The 21,309-nt window shown below is 66.9% G+C and carries 21 protein-coding genes; 6 read left to right on the forward strand and 15 right to left on the reverse strand.

Going from position 1 to position 21,309, the window contains the following annotated elements:
• Positions 1–120 precede the first annotated feature (120 nt).
• Genes D3654_RS07840 through D3654_RS07855 form a run of 4 tightly spaced genes read right to left on the reverse strand, consistent with a single transcriptional unit; the run spans position 121 to position 4,181 of the window.
• Positions 121–975: an ABC transporter permease gene (locus D3654_RS07840; protein ID WP_120520949.1), complete on the reverse strand. Its 855-nt coding sequence runs from the start codon at positions 973–975 to the stop codon at positions 121–123.
• A 1-nt stretch (position 976) separates the two neighbouring features.
• Entirely contained in the window at positions 977–1,897 is a 921-nt protein-coding gene (locus D3654_RS07845) for an ABC transporter permease (RefSeq protein WP_120520950.1), read from the reverse strand.
• The gene (locus D3654_RS07850; protein WP_245413140.1) at positions 1,897–3,057 is read right to left on the reverse strand and encodes an ABC transporter ATP-binding protein; all 1,161 of its coding nucleotides are present in this window, start codon (positions 3,055–3,057) and stop codon (positions 1,897–1,899) included. The genes D3654_RS07845 and D3654_RS07850 overlap by 1 nt, the downstream gene beginning before the upstream one ends.
• Positions 3,058–3,098: 41 nt before the next feature.
• The gene (locus D3654_RS07855) at positions 3,099–4,181 is read right to left on the reverse strand and encodes an ABC transporter substrate-binding protein (protein ID WP_120520952.1); all 1,083 of its coding nucleotides are present in this window, start codon (positions 4,179–4,181) and stop codon (positions 3,099–3,101) included.
• 225 nt (positions 4,182–4,406) lie between these two features.
• On the opposite strand from D3654_RS07855, the gene nac reads away from it, so the two are divergent.
• Entirely contained in the window at positions 4,407–5,348 is a 942-nt protein-coding gene (gene nac / locus D3654_RS07860; protein WP_120520953.1) for a nitrogen assimilation transcriptional regulator NAC, read from the forward strand.
• A 126-nt stretch (positions 5,349–5,474) separates the two neighbouring features.
• The gene (locus tag D3654_RS07865) at positions 5,475–5,678 is read left to right on the forward strand and encodes a hypothetical protein (RefSeq protein ID WP_120520954.1); all 204 of its coding nucleotides are present in this window, start codon (positions 5,475–5,477) and stop codon (positions 5,676–5,678) included.
• Positions 5,679–6,129: 451 nt separating this feature from the next.
• Here the strand turns inward: D3654_RS07865 and D3654_RS07870 are convergent, their stop codons facing one another.
• Together D3654_RS07870 and D3654_RS07875 are read right to left on the reverse strand one after the other, a co-directional pair.
• Positions 6,130–6,804, reverse strand: a complete 675-nt coding sequence (locus tag D3654_RS07870; protein ID WP_074588473.1) for a 4-carboxy-4-hydroxy-2-oxoadipate aldolase/oxaloacetate decarboxylase — start codon at positions 6,802–6,804, stop codon at positions 6,130–6,132.
• 48 nt (positions 6,805–6,852) lie between these two features.
• A complete protein-coding gene (locus D3654_RS07875; RefSeq protein ID WP_120520955.1) occupies positions 6,853–8,076 on the reverse strand; it encodes an aspartate transaminase in 1,224 nt (407 codons plus the stop codon).
• A gap of 195 nt (positions 8,077–8,271) precedes the next feature.
• Here D3654_RS07875 and D3654_RS07880 point away from each other — a divergent pair, with 195 nt between their 5' ends.
• Positions 8,272–8,856: a hypothetical protein gene (locus D3654_RS07880; protein ID WP_120520956.1), complete on the forward strand. Its 585-nt coding sequence runs from the start codon at positions 8,272–8,274 to the stop codon at positions 8,854–8,856.
• Positions 8,856–9,569, forward strand: coding sequence for a phosphatase PAP2 family protein (locus D3654_RS07885; RefSeq protein WP_120520957.1), 714 nt, complete (start codon positions 8,856–8,858; stop codon positions 9,567–9,569). Before D3654_RS07880 ends, D3654_RS07885 begins: the two co-directional genes overlap by 1 nt.
• Here the strand turns inward: D3654_RS07885 and D3654_RS07890 are convergent.
• The 4 genes from D3654_RS07890 to D3654_RS07905 are packed head-to-tail and all read right to left on the reverse strand — an operon-like array spanning position 9,502 to position 12,846.
• A complete protein-coding gene (locus tag D3654_RS07890; RefSeq protein ID WP_120520958.1) occupies positions 9,502–10,686 on the reverse strand; it encodes an MFS transporter in 1,185 nt (394 codons plus the stop codon). The genes D3654_RS07885 and D3654_RS07890 overlap by 68 nt on opposite strands.
• Positions 10,683–11,321 carry a TetR/AcrR family transcriptional regulator gene (locus tag D3654_RS07895; protein WP_120520959.1) on the reverse strand — a complete coding sequence of 213 codons (639 nt, stop codon included), beginning with the start codon at positions 11,319–11,321 and terminating at the stop codon, positions 10,683–10,685. The genes D3654_RS07890 and D3654_RS07895 overlap by 4 nt, the downstream gene beginning before the upstream one ends.
• 2 nt (positions 11,322–11,323) lie before the next feature.
• Complete coding sequence (locus D3654_RS07900) at positions 11,324–11,902, reverse strand: sugar O-acetyltransferase (protein ID WP_120520960.1); 579 nt, start codon at positions 11,900–11,902, stop codon at positions 11,324–11,326.
• Positions 11,903–11,952: 50 nt separating this feature from the next.
• Positions 11,953–12,846, reverse strand: coding sequence for an AraC family transcriptional regulator (locus D3654_RS07905; RefSeq protein ID WP_162943677.1), 894 nt, complete (start codon positions 12,844–12,846; stop codon positions 11,953–11,955).
• Positions 12,847–13,043: 197 nt separating this feature from the next.
• Here D3654_RS07905 and D3654_RS07910 point away from each other — a divergent pair, with 197 nt between their 5' ends.
• Complete coding sequence (locus D3654_RS07910) at positions 13,044–14,063, forward strand: NAD(P)-dependent alcohol dehydrogenase (RefSeq protein WP_120520962.1); 1,020 nt, start codon at positions 13,044–13,046, stop codon at positions 14,061–14,063.
• A 219-nt stretch (positions 14,064–14,282) separates the two neighbouring features.
• Here D3654_RS07910 and D3654_RS07915 read toward each other — a convergent pair whose 3' ends face one another.
• From D3654_RS07915 to D3654_RS07935, 5 genes are all read right to left on the reverse strand, one after another.
• Positions 14,283–15,965 (reverse strand): ATP-binding cassette domain-containing protein, encoded by a 1,683-nt coding sequence (locus D3654_RS07915; RefSeq protein WP_120520963.1) that lies wholly within the window; start codon positions 15,963–15,965, stop codon positions 14,283–14,285.
• A gap of 33 nt (positions 15,966–15,998) precedes the next feature.
• On the reverse strand, positions 15,999–16,532 hold the full coding sequence (locus D3654_RS07920) for a hypothetical protein (RefSeq protein ID WP_120520964.1): 534 nt from the start codon (positions 16,530–16,532) through the stop codon (positions 15,999–16,001).
• Positions 16,522–17,811 carry an FAD-dependent oxidoreductase gene (locus D3654_RS07925; RefSeq protein WP_245413141.1) on the reverse strand — a complete coding sequence of 430 codons (1,290 nt, stop codon included), beginning with the start codon at positions 17,809–17,811 and terminating at the stop codon, positions 16,522–16,524. Before D3654_RS07925 ends, D3654_RS07920 begins: the two co-directional genes overlap by 11 nt.
• 98 nt (positions 17,812–17,909) lie before the next feature.
• A complete protein-coding gene (locus tag D3654_RS07930; RefSeq protein WP_342635088.1) occupies positions 17,910–19,034 on the reverse strand; it encodes a GGDEF domain-containing protein in 1,125 nt (374 codons plus the stop codon).
• Between the two features lie 242 nt (positions 19,035–19,276).
• The gene (locus D3654_RS07935; RefSeq protein ID WP_120520966.1) at positions 19,277–19,960 is read right to left on the reverse strand and encodes a TetR/AcrR family transcriptional regulator; all 684 of its coding nucleotides are present in this window, start codon (positions 19,958–19,960) and stop codon (positions 19,277–19,279) included.
• 104 nt (positions 19,961–20,064) lie between these two features.
• Here D3654_RS07935 and D3654_RS07940 point away from each other — a divergent pair, with 104 nt between their 5' ends.
• A complete protein-coding gene (locus D3654_RS07940; RefSeq protein WP_120520967.1) occupies positions 20,065–21,228 on the forward strand; it encodes an epoxide hydrolase family protein in 1,164 nt (387 codons plus the stop codon).
• The last annotated feature ends 81 nt before the right edge of the window (positions 21,229–21,309 follow it).

Consider the following 21,309-nt stretch of genomic DNA (forward strand, 5'->3'; position numbering starts at 1 on the left):
AAGACCTATTGGGCGTCCCATCATAAGGAATCCTTATGAAAAGGCCTGTGGAAAAACGGAATGGCCGCGCCGGCGGTGAACCGGGCGCGGCCATTCTGCGGGCCAGGGATGTGCTGGGTGCTACAGGGCCTTCCGCAGGCCCATCACGCGTTCCACGATGACCACTACGGCCATGGAGAACAGGATCAGGAGCACAGAGAGTGCGGCCACTGCGGCGTCGGCGGAGTTCTCCACGTAGCGCAGCACCTGGACCGGGAGGGTGGGCAGGCCGGATTCGGCGACGAAGAGGGAAATCACGGCCTCGTCGAAGGACACGATGAACGCGATCACGCCGCCGGCGATGACGCCGGGCCGGATGAGCGGCAGGGTGATGCGCCGGAACACGGTCCAGGAATCACCGCCCAGGATCCGGGCCGCCTCCTCGCAGGAAGTGTCCGTGGTGGCCAGGCTCATGAGCGTGGTGCGGACCACGAACGGGAAGGTCACCGCGATGTGGCCGATGATGATGCCGGCATAGGTGTTGTTGAGCTTCAGGGGCCCGAACAGCAGCACCAGGCCAAGCGCCAGGACGATGCTGGGAATCATGAGCGGCGAGAGGAAGAAAGCCTGGATGGCGGCCTTCCCCTTGAAGCGGAACCTTGCCAGGGCCAGGGCAGCCGGGACGCCGAGGATCAGGACCAGCACGGTAACCGCCGAGGCGGTGATCAGGCTGATCCGCAGGCCGCTCATGAACGTCTCCTGGCCCGGCAGGGCCGCATACCAGTCCAGCGTGAAGCCTTCCGGCGGGAAGGACAGGTACTGGTTGGAGGCGAAGGAGATGACCACCACGATCAGCAGTGGCGCCAGCAGGAACAGGTACAGCAGGAAGACCAGGGCGTTGAAGACGAAGGTCCCGGTCTTGCGGCGCGGCTTGAAGACCGGTGCCGCGGTCCGGGCTGCGGCGGGAGGGTGCGCCGCCAGGGTGTTCTGGCTCATCTCAGGCTCCGATCTTCTTGGTCAGGCGCTGGTACACGCTGATGATGATGCCGAAGAGCACCAGGAGGATGACGGACAGGGCCGCCGCGAAGGGCCAGTTGAGCAGGCCCGTGGTCTGGTCGTAGATCTCCGTGGCGAGCACCTGCACGGCGCCGCCGCCAAGCAGGCGCGGGGTGATGAAGGTGCTGACGGAGAGCACGAACACCATGAGGAAGGCCGTCAGGACGCCGGGCAGGGTCAGGGGCAGCGTCACGCGGGTGAACACCTTGAACTTGCTGGCGCCGAGCGATCCGGCCGCCTCCTCGAGTTGGGGGCTGAGCCGGCCGAAGCCGGAGATCATGGCCAGGATGGCGTAGGGCATGAAGATCTCCACCAGGCCGATCGTCACGCCGGTCATGTTGTTGGTCAGCTTCAGCGGATCGGTGATGAAGCCCATGCTCTTCAGGGACGAGTTGACCAGTCCCGTGTCGCCCAGGATGACCATCCAGCCATAGGTCCGGACGACGGCGGATGTCAGCAGCGGCGCGATGGCCAGGGCCGTCAGGAGTCCTTTGAACTTGCTGGTGGAGCGGGCCAGGAACATCGCCACCGGGTAGGAGACCAGGACGCACAGGACGCCGACCACCAGGCCCATCTGGAACGTGTCCAGGGTGACCTTCCAGAAGTAGGAGTCGCCCAGCGGTTCGATGTAGTGCCGGAGGGTGAAGCCCTCCTCCACCACGCCGTCGGGACCGCCTTCGTTGAAGGACATCCTGACCATGTAGGCCAGCGGCAGGACGAAACTGGCAACCAGGCCCAGGATGGCGGGTGCCAGGAGGGCGAGGAAAGTCCGGCGGTCGCGCCGGGACTTGGCCTTCTCCAGCACCCCCGGAGCCAGGCCCGGCCCGGGTGCGCTGTTCCCGGCCGCGGTGATGATGCTCATCAGGCCACGTCCTGCGCTGCAAGGGCATCCGCGGTTGCCGGACGCTCCGTGCCGTGGGGGATGCCGGCAGTGCCCGGAATGATGAAGGCGTCGGCCGGATCCCAGGAAAGGTAGGCGGTCTGGCCGAGCCGCGGGATGCCGCTGCTGGCGGTGGGCATCTGGGAAAGGAGTTCCTTGCCCCCGGCGCGCAAACCCAGGGAGAGCGAGTCGCCGGTGTAGCTGACGCGCTCGATGACCCCTTCGATGAACGGGCCGGCCGGCTGCTGCAGGGACGTCTTGAGGCGGTGCGGGCGGACCACGATTTCATGGGTGCTGCCGGCAAGCCCGGCCGCCCCGACGGCGCCGAAACGGCCAAAGCCGTCCACGTCCACAACGTAGCTGCGCTCACCGTCGGCGGCAGCGCCGTCGTCGGCCACCACCGCGGAGGCGAAGAAGTTCGCCTGCCCGATGAAGTCGGCCACGAAATGGGTCTGCGGCCGCTCGTAGACCTCGGCGGGAGCGCCGTACTGTTCGATGATGCCGCCGTTCATGACGGCGATGCGGTCAGCCATGTCCAGGGCTTCGTCCTGGTCGTGCGTGACGAAGAGGGTGGTGGCCCCGGTGCGCTGCTGGATCGAGCGGATTTCGGTGCGCATGTTCTCGCGCAGCTTGGCATCGAGGTTGGAAAGCGGCTCGTCCAGGAGCAGCAGGGTGGGTTCCACCACCAGGGCGCGGGCAATTGCGATTCGCTGCTGCTGGCCGCCGGAGAGCTCCTTCACCTGGCGCCCGGCAAGGTGGCCGAGCTTGACCAGGTCCAGTGCCTCGACGACGCGGCGGTTCTGCTCCTTGCTCCCTACCTTCCGCATCTGCAGGCCGAAGGCCACATTCTGGGCCACGTCCATGTGGGGGAAGAGCGCGTAGGACTGGAAGACCATGCCCATGCCGCGCTTGTGCACGGGGGTCTGGGTGATGTCCTTGCCGTCCACCATGATGGAGCCGGAGGTGGGGTCCATCAGGCCGGCAACCATCCGGAGGGTGGTGGTCTTTCCGCAGCCCGACGGGCCGAGGAGGGCCACGAGGTGGCCCTCCTCGACGCTCATGCTGAGGCAGTCCACTGCCGGGTCGAGCCCGGGGGCGTATCGCTTGGTCAGGTCGACAATCGAGAGCTTCGGATTGTTCAAGGTGCTTGCTCCTGGTTCCGGCAGTGTCTGTCTTGCGGGGACTACTTGGTGATGATCTGGCGCTTCCATTCCTGGGTCCACTTGTCGCGGGCCTTGGAAAGGAAGTCGATGTCCAGTGCGGTGATGTCCGGGTTGTCGGTGGCGACCACGCGGGCCTTGACCTCGGCCGGGAGCTCCGCGTTGGTGACGGAGGGGGCGTAGAAGAGCGCCTTGGCGAAGGCCGACTGCGCCTCGGCGGAGAGCGCGTAGTTGATGAACGTCTTCGCGGCTGCCGAGTGCGGGGCGCCCTTGACCAGGTTGATGGTGTTGATCTGGTAGACGGAGCCCTCCTTGGGGACCGCCACGCCGATCTTCTTCTTGCTCTGGTCGCTGTAGTACTGGGCGCGGGCGTTCTGGCCCAGGCCGATGACGGTCTGGCCGGTGATGACGCTCTGGTACTCGTCAGGGTTCGGGGCGAAGGACTGGACCGACGGCGCCAGTTCCTTCAGCTTCGCGGTCGCCTTCTCGATGGACTGGGTGTAGTCCTCGCCTTCCATCTTGGCGGTGATGGCCGTCAGGGAGATGCCCAGGAGGGACGGCGGGGCCACGATGTTGACCTTGCCCTTGTTGGCCGGGTCCCAGAGGACCTTCCAGCTGTCCGGGGCTGTGGGGAAGGTGGCGGTGTCGTAGACCAGGCCGACGGCGTCCAGCATGGCCACGGGACCGTAGCCGTCCTTGTTGCGGAACTTCTCCGGAACGTTCGCCATGTTGGGCACCGCGGAGGTGTCCAGCTTTTCGAAGAGTCCCTGGCGGTTGCCGGTGGTGGACACCGAGTTGTCCATGATCGCGACGTCGGTTCCGGGGCTGCCCTTCTGGCCCTGCAGGGCGCTGAGCATTTCGGCCGAAGAGCGCTTGGAGACGAAGTTGATCTTGATGTCCGGGTACTTGGCCTTGAACGGCTCGATGACCGCCTTGGTGTACTGCTCTTCCCAGATGCCGGAGTAGGCGATCAGGTTGACTTCGCCGGAGGTGGGCGAGCCGGCTTCCTTGCCGGCTTCCGCCCCGCCACCGCAGGCGGAAAGCGCCAAGGCCGAGGCAGCGGTGAGTGCCAGGGCTGCGAATCCGCGGCGCGTGTAGGATTTCATCGGGTTTCCTCCTGAAGAGATGTGGGGGACGTGAAGCAGGGGGTGTCCGGAGATCCGGACCGGTGGCCAAGGCCGGCCACGCCATGCGAACGGAGTGCTTGGGGTGTCGTCCCGCACTCAAAGTAGCCAGTGAGACTCGGCTCACACAAAGACTTGTTCTGCGTCACCACATAAGCTTTTGCTATGACGCGGGGCCGTCGACGACCCTCCAGAAAGGCGCACACCATGGACACGCGGAAGCTCGAATACTTCGTGCGGATCGTGGATTCGGGAAGCATCACCAAGGCCGCGGCAAGCCTCCATGTCGCCCAGCCCGCGCTCAGCCAGCAGGTCTCCTCGCTGGAAAAGGAGCTCAAGCAGCGGCTGCTCATCCGCAGCAAGCAAGGCGTGGAGCCCACCTCTGCCGGGCACGCCCTGTACCGCCACGCGCAGACCATCCTCCGGCTCGTGGATCAGGCGAGGACCGACGTCGAGGCCTCCGGGGCAGCCCCGGCGGGCCGGGTGTCGATCGCGATCGCCCCGTACAGCATGGTCTCGAAGCTGGCGCCGGAGATCGTGCGGGCCGTGGGCGAGCGGTACCCGGACATCGTGCTCCACCTGACGGAAACTTTCGGCGGCGTGCTGAGCGAAGCGATCAAGAACGGCAAGCTGGACATGGCCCTGATCTATGAACCGGGGCCGATCCGCGGCGTCCAGTTCACCACCATGGTGGTGGAGGATCTGCACCTGGTGGCGAACGCGGGGCTGGAAATCGGCGACGGCGAGACGGTCACCTTGGCCGAGGTTTCCCGGCAGAGGCTCTTCCTGCCGGAGCGGATCCACACCCTGCGCCAGGTGGTGGACAAGGGCCTGGAGGAGCTGGGGTTGCCGCTGAACCTGGCCGGCGAAGTGGAGTCGGTCCCCGTCCTGGGCCGCTTGATCGCCTCGGACCTGGGCTCCACGATCCTGCCCCGTTCGGCCGCGGATGCCTTGTTCCATTACGAGGACTTCCAGGTGCTGCGGATCGTGGAACCGGCGCTGCAGTGCAAGATCGCGCTGTGCACGGCCGAGCACGAACCGTTGTCCGAATCCGCCTCGGCCGTGCTGATCATCATCCGCGAAATGATCCGCAGCAGGCTCATGGAAGACTACGGGCCCGGCCTCACCCCGCACCCCCACCGTCCATAGAAGCTGCTTATCGGACCACAGCTTTTAGGTCTTATCCAGCCTGTGGGGCCCGTTCCTACGATGGTTCCAACCACCGCGTCCGGCGGCCGGAAATCCGGCCGCCGCCAAGCACAGGAGAGAACCGCCGTGAAGAAGATCGGCCTCACCGCCCGGACCCGCCACGATGCCGGCCCGCTGTCCGTCAATACCGGCAGCCATTGCCCGGCCAACGGGCTCTGGCGCCCGGAGGACGGCGCGGCGGAACCCGTGTTCATCTTCGAGGGAAGCCTCATGCCGGCGTCGGGCGGTGTCAGCACTGTCTGGCACCTGGTCCGGGAGCCGCTGCGGTAGGACGCGCCGATGGGCGCTCTCGCGAACCCGCGCCCGCGGGTGAGTCCTGCAGATCCGGCGATGTCGGAGGCGTGAAACTCCCGTGATCTGCGGAATCAATGCCGCAAGCGCCACTGACCGCCCTCACGGATAGCTCCTTAGAAACACTTTCTGCAGAAACTGTTACTAAGGGCTTGGGCTATTCACACTTTCACACCGCACAGGCCGACCCGACGTTGGGTGCCGTCAACTGTCGGAGTGTCGTCGTAGTCCCTCTCCGGTCCAAGACCGGCCGTCGCGGCCAGGGCTCCGTCAGGGCATGGCAGAGATCGACGGCGGCCGGTCATGCGGGTGCGCATGCCACCACCAAGCTACACCAGCTCGCGGGAGCGCTGCGGGGTCGCTGGAACGTTCCAGCGACCCCGCAGCATTCCCGCGACCTCGGCGCGAAAGCGGCCATGCAACAGCAGGCTTATTCCTCGACCAGCAGGCCCTTGGCCTTCAGCTTGTCGGTGAGTTCGCACAGCTCGATGGTGGTTCCGCCGTCGTGGTACAGCTTGATCAGCTCGCGCTCGTGGTCGTCACGGGCCTGCGAGAGGGCGATGACCTCTTCGGCTTCTTCACGGCGGACCACCACCACGCCGTCGGCGTCACCGACCAGGATGTCGCCGGGGTAGATGATCTCGTCGCCGATCACCAGCGGGTGGTTGATCGGGCCCAGGGTTTCCTTGACGGTTCCCTTGATGCAGACGTTGCCGGAGAACACGGGCAGGCCGAGCTCGATCAGGTCGGCGGTGTCGCGCACGCCGGATTCGGTGACCATCGCGGCAATGCCCTTGGCCTTCATGGCGTTGCCCAGCACGTCGCCGAAGATGCCGGCTTCCTCGTATTCGCCGGTGCCCACCAGCACCACGTCGCCGCTCTGGGCGTAGTGGATGGCCACTTGGAGCATCAGGTTGTCCTGCGGGGCGCAGCGCACGGTGACGGCGGGGCCGCAGAAGGACATGTCGCGGTCGATCGGCTTGATCTTCGAGTTCAGCGCGCCCTTGCGGCCCTGCGCCTCGTGGATGGTGGCGGAGGAGAACTTCGAGAGGCGTTCGACGACGTCCGCCGCCGGGCGTTCGAACTTGGTCTTGACGTGGATCATGGCTGTGTCTTTCTGCTGGGTGTTCGGGGCGTGCTCAGCTGAGCGTGCTCAGCTGAGCGTGCGGACTGCTTTGTCGATGGCGACGACGGCGGACTGGATGGTGTCCAGGTCCGTGGCGAAGGAGATGCGGAAGTACGGTTCCAGGCCGTAGGCGGAGCCCTGGATCACGGCCACCGAGGCGGCGTCGAGGAGGTACAGGGTGAAGTCCTCGTCGTTTCGGATGGTGGCGCCTGCCGGCGTCGTCTTACCGATCACGCCGGAGCAGTTCACCCAGGTGTAGAACGCGCCGTCGGCGGCAGTGCAGGAGAGCCCGTCAATGGCGCTCAGGCCGGCGACGGCGGTGTCGCGGCGGCCGCGGTAGACCTCCACGCTCTCGCTGACGAAGGACTGGTCGCCGGAGAGCGCTGCGGCCGCCGCGGCCTGGCTGACCGAGGACGGGCAGGAGGACATCTGGGACTGCAGCTTGTTGATGGCGGCCACCACAGGGGCGGGGCCGGCCGCGTAGCCGATGCGCCAGCCGGTCATGGCGTAGGCCTTGGAGACGCCGTTGACCAGGAGGATACGGTCCTTCAACGCAGGGGCCACCTCCACCAGGCTGGCGATGCGTCCGCTGCCGAAGTTGATCTCGTCGTAGATCTCGTCGGTGAGGACCAGCAGTTGCGGGAATTCTTCGAGCACCCCGGCGAGGGCGGCGAGCTCGTCCCGGCTGTAGACGGCGCCGGTGGGGTTGGACGGGGTGTTGAGGATGAGCCATTTGCTCTGCGGGGTGATGGCGCCGCGGAGGGCCTCCGGGGACAGCTTGAAGCCGGTGTCTCCGCCGCAGCGGACGATCACGGGGGTGCCCTCGTTGGCGAGCACCATGTCCGGGTAGGACACCCAGTAGGGGGCCGGGATGATGACTTCGTCGCCGGCGTCGAGGGTGGCCATGAGGGCCAGGAAGATGACCTGCTTGGCGCCGCCGCCCACGGTGATTTCGTTCTTGCCGTAGCTGATGCCGGCGTGGCGTTCCAGGCGGCCGAGGATGGCGGACTGCAGGGCGGGGGTTCCGGTGACGGAGGTGTACTTGGTTTCGCCGGCCTCGATTGCGGCGACGGCGGCGGCCTTGATGTGCTCCGGGGTGTCGAAGTCCGGTTCGCCGACGGTGAGGTCGATGATCGTGCGGCCCTCGGCCTTCAGTTCGCGCACACGTGCGGCTGCCGCGACGCTGGGGGACGACTTGATGCGGCTGACGCGGGAAGCCGGTTCGTACGACGCCGATGAATAGTCGGGCATGATCTCCTCCGAAGCATTATGGGTGTAGGGCTCCTTTCGAGCGTAGGTATGCAAATGCCGCATGGATAAGACCAATAGTGAGTGGGTTGATAAGGCTTCCTTATGGCTTCCGGCGCCGCCGATATCACCTTTGCTTATGGATTCACGCTGTTTTGGTATTTCCCGGGCCGCCTCCGCCGGGGCTAGTTTTCTTGCATGGACGGACAGCTGACGCGTGGCACCTCCCTGCCCGCCGGCGGGTACCGCTACGGCGCCTCGCAGCGCGCCGCGCGCCCCCGCCGGGCCCTTTCCCGCGTTGCGGCGGCCGGCCCCGCTTCCGGCGCCGAAGGAGGAGCGGACGACGGCGACCCCTTCCGTTCCGGCCTCACGCAGCAGAGGCAGTGCCTCGCCCGGGCGGACAGCAGCTTCCGCGCGCTGATCGCCCGCCGCAACGAACTCATCGCCCAGTGCGTGCAGGACCGCGTGCCCGTCACGAAGATCGCCGCCGCACTGGGCGTCTCCGCCTGGGTGGTGCGGACCGCAGCCGGCGACGCAGCCGGCCTGCCGCCGTCGGGCATCAGCGGGCAGAGCCGGTTCGCGCAGCTGGAGGACGCCGCCCGGGAACTCGCGGAGGCGGACACCGAGCGGCTCGGATACGAAGCGGACCGGCAGGCACTAGTGGCCGAGGCACACCGCACCGGCGCGCTGGACGTCTTCGAACTAGCCTCGCTCACCGGGCTTACCCCGGAGCACATCCGCAAGATGACCCGGGGATCAGGAAGGCCTCCTAGGATGGGCTGATGGGGAGCCTCCAGCCACGCAGACTCAGCCCGGGCGGAACCGTCGCCGCGGCCACCGTCCTGCTCACTATTGCCGCGGTGTTTGGAGGCACGCTCCTCGCCGACCCGCTCCGGCCGCCTTTCCAGGCCGCAGACAGCGCCTGGCACGACTCCATGCTGGGCATGCGCAACCCGTTCTGGGACTTCGTGAACCTGGTGCTCAACTGGGCAGGCTACACGGGGATGTTCGTGTTCCACGCCCTGCTCGCGGCGGCACTGATTGCGCGGCGGCGCCCGCGGATGGCCCTTTTCACTGTGGTGTCCGGGCTGGTGGTCACGCTCCTGGTCCAGCTCCTCAAATGGCTCATCCAGCGGCCGCGGCCCGGCGACGCCGGCGTGTTCACGGAGACCTTTTCATACCCCTCGGGGCATGCTTCCAGCACGGCGGCCTTTGTAGTGGCCGCCGCGCTGCTCATCGGCCGGGCCTGGGCCTGGGTGCTGGCAGCACTCGGGACCGTGTCCATGATGATCAGCCGCACCTACCTGGCGGCCCACTGGCTGACCGACGTGGTGGGCGGAGCCTGCCTGGCTGCCGCGGTTGTGCTGCTGCTCTGGCTCCCGGCCCAGAAAATATACCTTGAGGAGAATACTGGAGCGCGCAGGATCCTTACTTGGACCGCAAGGGTTTCGCGGCGCCGGCGAGAAGCAGGGCAAGAAGGATCGGAGCCCCGATAGCCAGCAACGCCAGGCGGATGCCGGTGTGGTCGCCGAGGTATCCCAGCAGCGGCGGGCCGGCGAGGAACGCAATGTAGCCAATCGTGGACACCACGGAAACGCGCGCGGCAGCATGCTTCGGATCGTCAGCCGCGGCGGACATGCCCATCGGGAACGCGAGGGCAGCACCGATGCCCCACAGGCCCGCGCCAATCGCGGCCAGGACGATGTTTCCGGAGAACACGAACAGGGCCAGGCCCAGGGCGGCGGCTCCCATGCTGGCGCGCAGGACGGGCACCCGGCCGAAGCGGTCGATCGCGCGCCCGCCAAGGAAACGCATCAGGGTCATCGCCGCCACGAACAGAGCGAAAAGCAGGGCACCGGTGGACTCGCTGGCATGCAGGCCGTCCACTGCTGCCTTCGCGATCCAGTCGTTGCCGGCACCTTCGGTCAGGGTTGCGCCGAGCACGACGACGCCGATCAGCAGCGTGCGTCCATCCCGCCAGGCGGAAGCACCCTTGGGGGCGGCAGCACCGCCGTCGGGCTCTGCATGGGCGGCGGCGTGCGGGATGAAGTAGCGCGGCGCCGTCAGGGCCAGGGCGACGGCGACGGCCGCGATGACCAGCAGGTGCTCGGGCAGGCCGACGCCGAGCTGCGAGAGCCCGGCCCCGATGAGCGCACCGACGAAGGCGCCGCCGCTGAAGGCGGCGTGGAACTGCGGCATGATGGTCCGGCCGAGGCGGTGTTCGACGTCGGCGCCCTCGATGTTCTGTGCCACGTCCCAGACGCCGATGCCGATGCCGAGGAAGAAGAGGCAGATCGCTGTCGGGACTACGGCGGCCGCCATCAGCGAGAGGGCCACACCGGCACCGGCGGCCCCGAGCAGCAGGCCGGCGAAGCGGACGGCATTCGCCGTGCCGATCCGGCTGATCAGCCAGCCGCTGGACGGCAGCGCCACGAGGGAGCCGACGGCGATGCAGAGCAGCAGCGTGCCGATCTGTCCGGAGCCGAGGTTCAGGAGTTCCGCCACGGCGGGAATGCGCGCGGCCCAGCTGGCGAAGACCAGGCCGTTCATGCCGAAGACCAGGAAGGTGGCTGTGGCGGCGGCCCGGACGTTGGTGCTGGTGGTGAGGGTCATTCGTGCGCGGCTTTCCTGGTGGTGTCGGGTGTGGTGCTGTCTAGTGCTGGAGTCGTGATGCGGGCGACCGCTTCGGCGGTGCGGGCCCGGCTGTGCGGTTCGGAGTCGCTTGGTTCAGAATCGCTGTGCGGTTCGGTGTTGCCTGGTTCTGCGTCCAGGGCGGCGTGGATGGAGAGGCCTTCGATCAGGGCATCGAGCATCCGGCAGGTGACGGGGTCGAAATGCAGGCCCAGGGCCCGCCGGCTCCGGGCCATCCAGTCCCGGGTGATGGCGCGGAATTCCGGTTTCCGTGCCGCCAGCGTGTAGAGCTCGTGGGTCAGGACCAGTTCCCGCTGCGAGTCCAGGAGGTCCTCGTGGATCAAGTCCACCACGGCCTGCCGGGCGGCGTCGATCCCAACGGCGCGGCCCAGCCGCTCGTCGAAACGGTCCGAGATGGAGGTGCCGAACCGGGTAAACGCCTCGGCGAGCAGCTCGTCCATGCCGCTGAAGTGATAGCTCATGGAGCCCAGTGGCACCCCGGCGTGTGCGGCGATCTTGCGGTGCGAGGCCCCGGCGACACCTTCCGCGGCGATCACGTCCAGGGCGGCGTCGATGATCCGTTCCCGGCGGTCCGGGTCAAAACGGCGGGTGGCCACGCCTAGATCTCGCGGATGACGCGGGCCGGGTTGCCCACTGCGACGCGGTTGGCCGGGACGTCCTTGGTGACCACGGCGCCGGCACCGATGACCGAGTTGTCCCCGATGGTGACGCCGGCCAGCACGATCGCGCCGCCGCCCAGCCAGACGTTGTCCCCGATGGTGATGGGCTTGGCCGCTTCCAGGCGGTCGCGGCGGGGCTGCGGTTCCACCGGGTGGGTGGGGGTGAGAAGCTGCACGTTCGGGCCGATCTGGCAGTCTTCGCCGATCGTGATGGGGGCGACGTCCAGTGCGGTCAGGTTGTAGTTGATGAACGTGCGCGCACCCACCGAAATATATGTGCCGTAATCGACATATATCGGCGCCTTGATGTGCACCTCGTCGCCCACATTGCCCAGGAACTCCGCCAGGATGGCCTGCGAACCGAGCGGATCACCTGGGTAGGCCGCGGCGAAATTCGCCTGCAGGGCCATGGCCCGCTGGGCCTCCTTCTCGCTTTCGGGGTCGTCGGCGATGTAGAGGTCCCCGGCGAGCATGCGTTCGCGGTTGGTGCGCGGGTCCCCGGCGAAGTAGTCAGTCATGTGTACGATCGTACACATAGGACTGCGTGCGGCGGAAGCCCCGGTGGCTTTCACCCCGCGGCGCTGCGCCGGTACGCCAGGGGAGTGCAGCCGTATTCCTCGCGGAACTGGCGGTTGAAGTTGGACAGGTTCCGGTACCCGGAGGCCTGGGCCACGGACGCCACGCTCAGCTCCGTGGTGTCCAGCAGGGTGCAGGCGTGGGCCAGCCGGAGCCGCCGCACCATGTCGCTGAAGGTCTGGCCGCTGGCGGTCTTGAAGTAGCGGGAGAAGGCGGAGTCGGACATGCCGGCAGTGCGCGCGGCCACGGAGAGCCGCACCTCGCCCAAGAGGTTCGCGAAGATGTAGTCCAGCGCGCCGCCCACCACCTCCTGCGCCCGCGCATCGCGGGTTGACGGATTCCACGGCGCGGACAGGCTCCGGCACTCGGCTGCCGGGGCGTCGGCCAGCAGGTGCAGCAGTTCGAAGACCTTCGCCACCCGCCCGGCGCCGTCGGCCGTTCCGACATCGGTGAGCAAACGGGCACCCTCGACGGCGGTGTCCCCCAGGAACTCGATCCCGCGCACCGAGGCGGCCAGGAGCGGATCCAGGGAACGCAGTTCGGGCAGCAGGCCCTGGCAGGCGCGGATCCAGCGGTCGTGGAACTGCAGGACGACGTCGCGCCCGGCGGCCACCGTTCCGGCGTCGAAGTCGCTGATCCAGTCGTGTGGCACCTCGGGACCCACCAGCACCAGCTGCCCGGGGGCGAAGCGGCCCACGGAATCGCCCACGATGTAGCGGCCGGAGGTGCTGGTGATCAGGTGCAGTTCGTATTCGGGGTGGAAGTTCCAGCGCGCCAGCGGGCTGGGGTAATCATGCCGGTGCCAGCGCGTGGAGTAACGGGGGTCCTGGGGGACCACCTCCAGCACTGCCGCCTCCCTGCGAGGCGGCGACATGGTGCTGCTCATGGACCCTCCTTCACGCTGTGGCGCCAACCGCTTTTCGGAAAAATAGTATCGGAATCGTCCCTTCAGGGCGCTAGTCGGCGCCATTGCGGCAGCCATACCGTGGATACCACTCCCCTTGAGTGCTCACTTGTGGTGCTTATTTCCGCGAAATGCCCGCCATAAGTGAGCGCTCAACCCACGCCCTGAAAGGAAATCCCATGGAAAACCCCTCAGCCGTGCTGCACGCCGCCGGTGAGCTGCGCATCGAGGAACGGCCCGTACCCGTTGCCGGCCCCGGCCAGGTGCTGGTGCGCGTCGAGGCCACCGGCATCTGCGGCTCCGACGTCCACTACTACGAGCACGGCCGGATCGGCGACTTCGTGGTGGACACCCCGATGGTGGTGGGCCACGAATCGGCAGGCACCGTGGTGGCGGTCGGTGACGGCGTGGATCCCGCCCGGATCGGCCAGCCCGTGGCGCTGGAACCGGGAGTTCCCTGCCGCCGCTGCCACGAATGCCGGCACGGCCGCTACAACCTCTGCCCCGACGTGCAGTTCTTCGCCACCCCTCCGGTGGACGGTTCGATCGCCGCCTTCGTGGCCATCGACGCCGACTTCGCCCACCCCGTGCCCGACGGCCTGGAACTGGAGCAGGCCGCCATGGCCGAGCCCGTGTCCGTGGGCGTGTGGGCAGCGCGGAAGGCCGGCATCAGCGCGGGGGATCGGGTGCTGGTGACCGGGGCCGGCCCTGTGGGTCTCTTCGCGGCGCAGGTGGCGCGGGCATTCGGTGCCGCCCCGGTGGCCCTGACCGACATGAATGCCTTCCGCCTGACCGCCGCGCGGGATCTGGGCTTCGCCGCGCGCCGTGCCGATGAGCCGCTGGGCGGCGAGTTCGATGTGCTGATCGAGTGCTCCGGCGCCCAGGGCGCACTGACCGCCGGCATGCGGGCGCTGGCTCCCGCCGCGCGGGTGGTGCTGGTGGGCATGGGCGCGGACACCGTGCAGATCAACGTGCCCCTCATGCAAGGCAGGGAACTGAGCATCAGCGGGATTTTCCGCTACGCCAACACTTACCCCACGGCGCTGGCGCTGCTCGCCTCCGGCCAGGTGCGCACGGAGCCGGTGATCACGCACCGCTTCGCGCTTGAGGACACGGAACAAGCCCTGACGTTGGCCCGCCGCGATCCCGAATCGCTCAAGGCCGTGGTGGGCCCGGCTGCTGCTTCCGTTTCCGCCTGAGCGTGGTCGGCGGCCCTCGCCAGGGAGCACAGTTCCCGGCCACGCAGCCCTGATTTCATCAGGCCTGCACCCGCTTTCGGCGCGGCTGGCCAAGCTGAAAGGGTTGCCGTTTGGAGCCGGCCCGCCGGCGACCGTAAGGTCCTCGAAGATCTTCTGCAAAGTAGCCACCGGTACCCCTCACCACGCATTAAACGTGAGGAGGCCGAGCGGCGGTACCCCCTACCGCGCGCGCTCCACCCGGCTTTCGTCCCACACCGGCTCGGCGGATTCGTAGACCTTGCCGTCCGAGCCGAACACGAGGAAGCGGTCGAAGGACTTGGCAAACCAGCGGTCGTGGGTCACGGCCAGCACGGTTCCCTCGAAGGCGTCGATCGCGCGTTCCAGTGCCTCGCCCGAGTGCAGGTCCAGGTTGTCCGTGGGCTCGTCCAGGAGCAGCAGCGTGGCGCCCGAAAGCTGCAGCAGCAGGATCTGGAAGCGGGCCTGCTGGCCGCCGGACAGCGAGTCGTACTTCTGCTCCGCGGAACCCACTAGTCCGTAGGAGTCCAGGGCGCCGGATGCTGCTTCGCGGCCCAGGCCGGAGCGGTGCTCGTCGCCGCGGTGCAGGATGTCCAGCAGGGTGCGGCCCATCAGGTCCGGGCGCGAGTGCGTCTGTGCGAAGAAGCCCGGCCGGATGCGGGCGCCGAGCTTCACGGTCCCTTCGTGCGGCACTTCGGCGATTTCGACGTCGGATACCGGCAGGTGCTCTCGCTCCGGGTCGGTGCCGCCGGCGGCGAGCAGCCGTAGGAAGTGGCTCTTGCCGGAACCGTTGGAGCCCAGCACGCCCACGCGGTCGCCGAACCAGATTTCGGTGGAGAAAGGCTTCATCAGCCCGGTGAGCTCGAGCTTCTCGGCCACCACCGCGCGCTTGCCGGTGCGGCCGCCGCGCAGGCGCATCTGCACGTTCTGCTCCAGCGGCAGGGCCTCGGGCGGGCCGGCCTCCAGGAACTTGGCCAGGCGGGTCTGGGCGGCCTGGTACTTGTTGGCCATGTCGGACCGGAAAGCGGCCTTGGTCTTGTACATATTGACCAGTTCCTTGAGCTTCACGTGCTCCTCGTCCCAGCGCTTGCGCAGCTCCTCGAAGCGTGCGTTGCGGTCCGCCCGGGCCTCCACATAGCTGCCGAATCCGCCGCCGTGGATCCACGCACCCGCGCCGTTGATGCCCGGCTCCAAAGTCACGATCCTGCCGGCGGCGTTGTTGAGGAGTTCACGGTCGTGGCTGATGAAGAACACGGTCTTCTTGGACTCGTTGAGCTTGCCTTCCAGCCAGCGCTTGCCGGGGACGTCCAGGTAGTTGTCCGGTTCGTCGAGGAGAAGCAGATCGTCCGGGCCGGCGAAGAGCGCCTCGAGGACCAGCCGCTTCTGCTCGCCGCCGGACAGGCTCGACGCGCGGCGGTGCTGCGCCTTGTCGAAGGAGACGCCCAGGGCCGCCATGCAGACCTCGTCCCACACGGTTTCGACGTCGTAGCCGCCGGCGTCGCCCCAGTCCACGATCGCCTGGGCATACCGCATCTGGGTGGGCTCGTCGTCGTGCTCCATCATGGCGAGCTCGGCGTCCTCCACGGCCTTCGCCGCGGCGGCGAGTGCGGGCGGCGCGGCCGAGACCAGGAGGTCCCGCACGGTGGATTCGTCGCGGACCTGGCCCACGAACTGGCGCATGATGCCCATGCTGCCGGAGCGGCCCACCACGCCTTCGTCCGGAGTGATGTCGCCGGAGATGATCTTGAACAGGGTGGTCTTGCCGGTTCCGTTCGGCCCGATCAGCGCCGTCTTGCTGCCGTCCGGGACCTTGAAGGTCACGCCGTTGAGCAGCTGGGTGCCGTCGGAGAGGAAGTAGTCGATGCCGGAAACGTCAATATGGGCCACTGCCCAATCTTCCCATGGCCGGTTCGGCCGCGATTACCCCGGGCTGTTCTCGGAGCGCACGCGGCCCCATGGCTTGTAGATGGCCAGCACCAGCGCGAAACCCAGCGACAGGAAGGACACGATCGGCGGAAACAGGAGCTGGACCGGCGCAGCGCCCAGCGCGCGGCGGACGGCTGCGCCGCTGACACTGTCCGTTTCAGTCAGCTCGGCGGGCAGCGAGGCCACTGCCGGAAGCAATGCCACAAACACCAGGGCGGTCAGCACGATTCCCACCAGCAGCTTCACCACCACCCACCAGTACTGAAACAATCCCCATTTGGTCCAGAGGCCCTGGACCACGCCCGTGACCAGCATCAACAGGCTGAGGGAAATGACCGCGGGCGGAACAAATATTCCGAGTGCGGTATAGACGGCGACGGCGGTCCGGCCGTTGTCCGTCAGCAGGCCGGTAAACACGAGGAACAGCAGCCCGACGTCCAGGCCCATCCACCCGACGCCGCCGGTGATGTGCAGGACCAGGACCAGCTTCCGCCAGCCCCACGGCAGCAGCCGCCGTTCAGCCGCCATGGTGCGGCTCCTGTACGGCGTCCGGCTTGCGCCGGGCGAAACCGGGTGCGTGTTCCGGCCGCGGGCCGAAGGCAATCATCCGTGCGGGCAGCTTGCGGAACGCCGGGACGTTCCGTGCCACGAAGAGCAACGGCTTCGGCGGATTGGGCTGCTTCCCGGCCATGACCTGCGCGAAAACCACCTGGTGCAGCAGCCGCTGGAACGTCTGCACGATCACCGTGGGCAGCCAGCGGCGCTTCTGCACGGCGGCGAGGTGGCCGCCGTCGAGCGTTCTGCTGAGCAGCGGCGAGGCGATCACCCGGGCAGCGGCCACGGCGTCCTGGATGGCCAGGTTGATGCCGACGCCGCCGGCCGGGGACATGGCGTGCGCGGCGTCGCCGAGCAGCAGCAGGCCCGGCCGGTGCCACGTGGGCAGGCGGTTGAGCTTCACATCCAGCAGGTGGAGGTCGTCCATGGAGCGGATGTGGTCCACGCGGTCGGCGAGGTCCGGGCGGAGCCGCGCCACCCGGGCTCGGAAGGCCTCCACTCCTTCGGCGCGCAGCATCGGGTCCAGGCCCTTGGCCGCGAGGTAGGCGATCTGGTGGTAGTCCCGGCGTGTCAGGCTCAGGAGCACCTCGGAACCGGCGAAGCGCGGCGCGATCGAGGCCACTGGCTCGGTTTCGTCGGCGTTGCGCGGCAGCCGGAACCACCAGGTATCGAACGGGACGGAGTATTCGCGCGGCACCAGGCCGGCCCGCGCGCGCAGCACCGAGCCGCGGCCGTCGCAGGCCACCGTCAGGTCCGCCCGGATCTCGCCCGAAACCCCTTCACCGCTTTCCGGATCCCGGCTCCGGTACGCCACCCCGATGACCTTGCCGGCCCCGTCCCGCAGCAAGTCCGTGGCCTCCGTGTTCATGCGCAGTGTGAATGCCTGTTCGTGCCCGGCGGCCTCCACGAGGAAGCTCAGCAGGTCCCATTGCGGCACCATGGCAACGTAGTTGTACGGCGCCTTGAGGAGCCCGAAGTCGGCCAGCATCACCGAGTCCCCGGACGGGGTGGGCAGCCGGAAGTTGCCAAGCCTGCTCTGCGGAAGCCGCCGGAATCCCTCGCCGAGGCCCAGCTCGTCCAGGAGCCGGATCGTGGAGGCGTGGACGGTGTCGCCGCGGAAATCGCGGAGGAAGTCGGCGTGCTTCTCCAGCACGGTGACCTCGACGCCGGCCCGCGCCAGCAGGAGCCCAACCATCACTCCCGCCGGACCGCCGCCGGCGATGACGCAGCTTGTGTATTCGGCCTTGTGCACGGCACCCCCAGGATTGCCAAGAATTCAGCAGGCGATGAATTCAAGTGTGCACGGCGGTGAGTGGTTGTCCAGAGTTGCCGTTGTTGCTCCCCGGAACCTCAGCCCTCGTGCCTGCCGATGACCGCTTGGTCGCGGCCGAGGCTTTTCGCCTTGTACAAGGCGGCGTCCGCGGCGGCAATAAGCTCCTCCAGGTCCGCAGTTCCCTCCCCGACCGGGATGATTCCATAGCTTGCCGTAGGCATGGGGAAGCGGGCAGCCGCACTGGCGGTTTCAAAGCGATTGCTGATATCCGCGGCAATCAGCCGCGCCCGTTCCGCACTGATACCCGGCACGAGGAGGACAAATTCCTCTCCCCCTATCCGGCCCACCAGATCACCGGACCGGACCGCTGCGCGGCACGCCCCGGCGAAGGCCTTCAGCGCGACATCTCCTGCAGCATGTCCGTAGCTGTCATTGACGGCCTTGAAATGATCGAGGTCTGCCAGGACAAGGGAGCCGTTCGTGCCATCAAGTCGTATCCTGCGCAGCTCTTCGCCTGCCTCCTGGAGGAAACCTGCACGGTTCAGGAGGCCTGTGAGTCCGTCCTGGGCTGCGGCCGTTTTGAGTACCCTGGCCCTGTTTTCGCTGCTGAGGGCAAACATGCTGAATGAAGCCACAGCCAGGAACGCCATGCCGACGAGGGTGGTCACGGCTGAGCCGAAAAACGTGTTGTACCGCTGACTGCCTGCACCATCGAGGATGAACGACATGAGGCGGCAAAAGTAGAAAGTGGCGACCGAGGCGGCGGCGACGCACATGGCCAATCGGATCCTGGAGGCTTCCGGGCCGCCGAGCCACAACTCCCGTGCGGCCAGTCCGATCATGAGGCACATGAAGACCAGGAACACCGCATCCCCGGCCCACGGGTTGCTGCCCGGCTGGTCCACGGCGGCCGCGACAGCCGTGCAGGCGGGCACGGTGACAAGCACCCAGACAGGAGGATGGAGTGCTCTTAGGGATCGGGCGCTGGCCCAGACGGCACACGCTCCGAGGACGAGCAAGGAATTTCCCACCGGGTTCGCAAACCAGCGGAATGCCGTCTCCTCAAGCAGGAACGTGGCCGATCCAATCAGGAACAAGGCGAGGGAGATGGACCACCAGCCGCTATAGGGGGACCGGGTACTTAGATAATCCGCGAAATAGAACAGAATGCCGACAGTGAACGCGACCACGGCAAACGCCACCCTCAGGCTGTACGTGTCAAGCGTCATCGCGGCCTGCCCAAAGGCGGATATCCAGCGGGACCCCGGGCCGCTCGCGTTCCGCCCGGCCTGGTCTGACGGGTTCACGCGACGGGCCAACGGGCATGTGATCCCCTCAGCTAGATCTGATGCTCTCGACTGGATGAGAGCTTACCAATCGGCAGTGCGCGTGAGTAGGTCCGTCTAAGGCCATGGCATGCAGCTCAGGGTGAAGGGCTTGGCCATCAGTCCATGACGGCATCCGATGCGATCCAGCGCTCACCGAGTTCTTCACTGCTTGGAGGGGGAGCTGAGAGGGCTTCGGCACCTTGCTTGGAGCGGAGACCGTCCATCAGGACATCCAGGTAACGGTGGCGGAGGGCTGCAGTGCGCGCCTCGTCACGAAAGCGGATGGCGGTGAGTTGTTCAAAGATCATGGGTATGTCGTTGGCGTCGGCATCTGCACGCAACGCTCCCGCCTCGAATGCCCGGTCGAAGATTTCCTGGGCGAGCGTGCCGGCACGGGCCGATAGTTCACCAAGCTCCGGAGTGGGCGTGAAGGTGCCCGCGAGCTTGACCGTAAGGGCGTGCACATCTGCGTCAACGATGCCCCGGACGAACTCCTTAAGCGCCGTGAAGGGGTCAGGTTGTGCATCCGAATGCTGCTCCGCCACTGCGATGAACGTCCTGAGTCCATCAGCACAGAGTTTCTGCAGGAGCTGCTCTTTCCCCGGATAGCGCCTGTACAGGGCGGAAATGCCCACGCCTGCCGCGGTTGCCACCGCAGCAACGGATGCGTGCGGGTTCTGCAGGAAGACGGTCCGCGCCGCAGAGAGGATCGCATGGTCGTTGCGCGCGGCCTGGGCCCGCCGGCCGCTGAGAGGGCCGGCGTAGCCGGCTGGATCCTTGGGTTCCCGGGGTGTGCTCATCTTTCAAGAATAACATTGAACGGAATGCTTCGTTCCGCTATTATTGAAGCAGAACGGAATAAACCGTTCCGTTTGCCGCCAAAGTACTCATCGGGAGATTAGTCATGGAAACGACAGCAGCGGAAGTCAGCAGCAGCAGCATCCAGCAGTTTCGGGTAAGCGTTCCCCCAGCAGAGCTCGACGATCTTCATGAAAGGCTGGACCGAACCCTATGGGCGGACCAGCTTCCGGATTCAGGCTCGGAATACGGTGTTCCCGTGGACAGGGTCCAGCGGCTCCTGGCCCACTGGCGCCATGGCTTTGACTGGCGCGCCTTCGAGGCCAGGATAAACCGTTACCCGCAGTTCATTACCGAGATCGATGGGCAGAAGATCCACTTCCTGCACGTCCGCAGCGGCAAGGCGGACGCCACGGGGCTCGTTCTCACCCACGGCTGGCCGGGTTCCATTGTGGAATACCTCGACGTCATTGACCCCCTGGTGGCCGCCGGCTACGACGTGGTGGTTCCTTCAACCCCCGGTTTTGGCTTTTCGGGCCCCACAACCGAGCGCGGCTGGGACCAATACCGGGTGGCTAAGGCCTGGGTGGAACTGATGTCGCGGCTTGGGTACGAACGCTACGGGGCTGTCGGCAATGACGGCGGATCCATCATCTCCCCGGAGGTCGGGCGCCTGGACCCCACCCACGTCATCGGTGTCCACGTCACACAGCTGTTTTCCTTCCCCACCGGGGATCCAGCGGAATTGGCAGGGCTGACACCCGAGGAAGAAGCCGCGCTCGAGCACTTGAACTGGTTCTGGCAGAACATGGGTGCCTTCAACCAGCTGCAGTCGCAGTCTCCCCAGACTTTGGCCCATGCCCTGGCCGATTCACCTGCAGGCCTTCTTGGCTGGAACAGCCAGCTCTTCGGCGACGATCTTGACGACGACTTCATCGTGGCCAACGTCGCCGTCTACTGGTTCACCCGGACCATGGCCTCGTCCGTACGGATCTACTACGAGATGGCCAAGTCCCAGGAACGCCCGGCAGGACCAACCGTGGTGCCCATTGCCCTCGCGGCGGGCGGCAGGGACTTCCAGTCCATCCGGCGCTTCGCCCAGCGCGACCACAGCAACATCGCAGCTTGGACGGTTTATCCGGAGCACGGCCATTACGCTGCCCACGAATCGCCGGAGGCCATCGCCGCCGACATCGCCCGTTTCTATGGCAGGCTCACTGCACCCTCGCAGGACGCGGAGTTTGCTCCCGACGCTCCGGTCGGTAGCTGACCCACTTGGGCAGGTCCCCGGACAGGCTGCTGTCGAGGGGACCTGCGCTCTTGGACCAGAACCCGAAGTGCATATGTACAC

It is taken from the genome of Arthrobacter celericrescens (genome assembly GCF_003614925.1).
Taxonomy (GTDB): domain Bacteria; phylum Actinomycetota; class Actinomycetes; order Actinomycetales; family Micrococcaceae; genus Arthrobacter; species Arthrobacter celericrescens.

Coding starts and splice junctions, on each gene's coding strand:
- D3654_RS07840 (WP_120520949.1), bottom strand. CDS start 975: ATGAGCCAGAACACCCTGGCGGCGCACCCTCCCGCCGCAGCCCGGACC.
- D3654_RS07845 (WP_120520950.1), bottom strand. CDS start 1,897: ATGAGCATCATCACCGCGGCCGGGAACAGCGCACCCGGGCCGGGCCTG.
- D3654_RS07855 (WP_120520952.1), bottom strand. CDS start 4,181: ATGAAATCCTACACGCGCCGCGGATTCGCAGCCCTGGCACTCACCGCT.
- nac (WP_120520953.1), top strand. CDS start 4,407: ATGGACACGCGGAAGCTCGAATACTTCGTGCGGATCGTGGATTCGGGA.
- D3654_RS07870 (WP_074588473.1), bottom strand. CDS start 6,804: ATGATCCACGTCAAGACCAAGTTCGAACGCCCGGCGGCGGACGTCGTC.
- D3654_RS07875 (WP_120520955.1), bottom strand. CDS start 8,076: ATGCCCGACTATTCATCGGCGTCGTACGAACCGGCTTCCCGCGTCAGC.
- D3654_RS07880 (WP_120520956.1), top strand. CDS start 8,272: ATGGACGGACAGCTGACGCGTGGCACCTCCCTGCCCGCCGGCGGGTAC.
- D3654_RS07885 (WP_120520957.1), top strand. CDS start 8,856: ATGGGGAGCCTCCAGCCACGCAGACTCAGCCCGGGCGGAACCGTCGCC.
- D3654_RS07890 (WP_120520958.1), bottom strand. CDS start 10,686: ATGACCCTCACCACCAGCACCAACGTCCGGGCCGCCGCCACAGCCACC.
- D3654_RS07900 (WP_120520960.1), bottom strand. CDS start 11,902: ATGACTGACTACTTCGCCGGGGACCCGCGCACCAACCGCGAACGCATG.
- D3654_RS07905 (WP_162943677.1), bottom strand. CDS start 12,846: ATGAGCAGCACCATGTCGCCGCCTCGCAGGGAGGCGGCAGTGCTGGAG.
- D3654_RS07910 (WP_120520962.1), top strand. CDS start 13,044: ATGGAAAACCCCTCAGCCGTGCTGCACGCCGCCGGTGAGCTGCGCATC.
- D3654_RS07920 (WP_120520964.1), bottom strand. CDS start 16,532: ATGGCGGCTGAACGGCGGCTGCTGCCGTGGGGCTGGCGGAAGCTGGTC.
- D3654_RS07935 (WP_120520966.1), bottom strand. CDS start 19,960: ATGAGCACACCCCGGGAACCCAAGGATCCAGCCGGCTACGCCGGCCCT.
- D3654_RS07940 (WP_120520967.1), top strand. CDS start 20,065: ATGGAAACGACAGCAGCGGAAGTCAGCAGCAGCAGCATCCAGCAGTTT.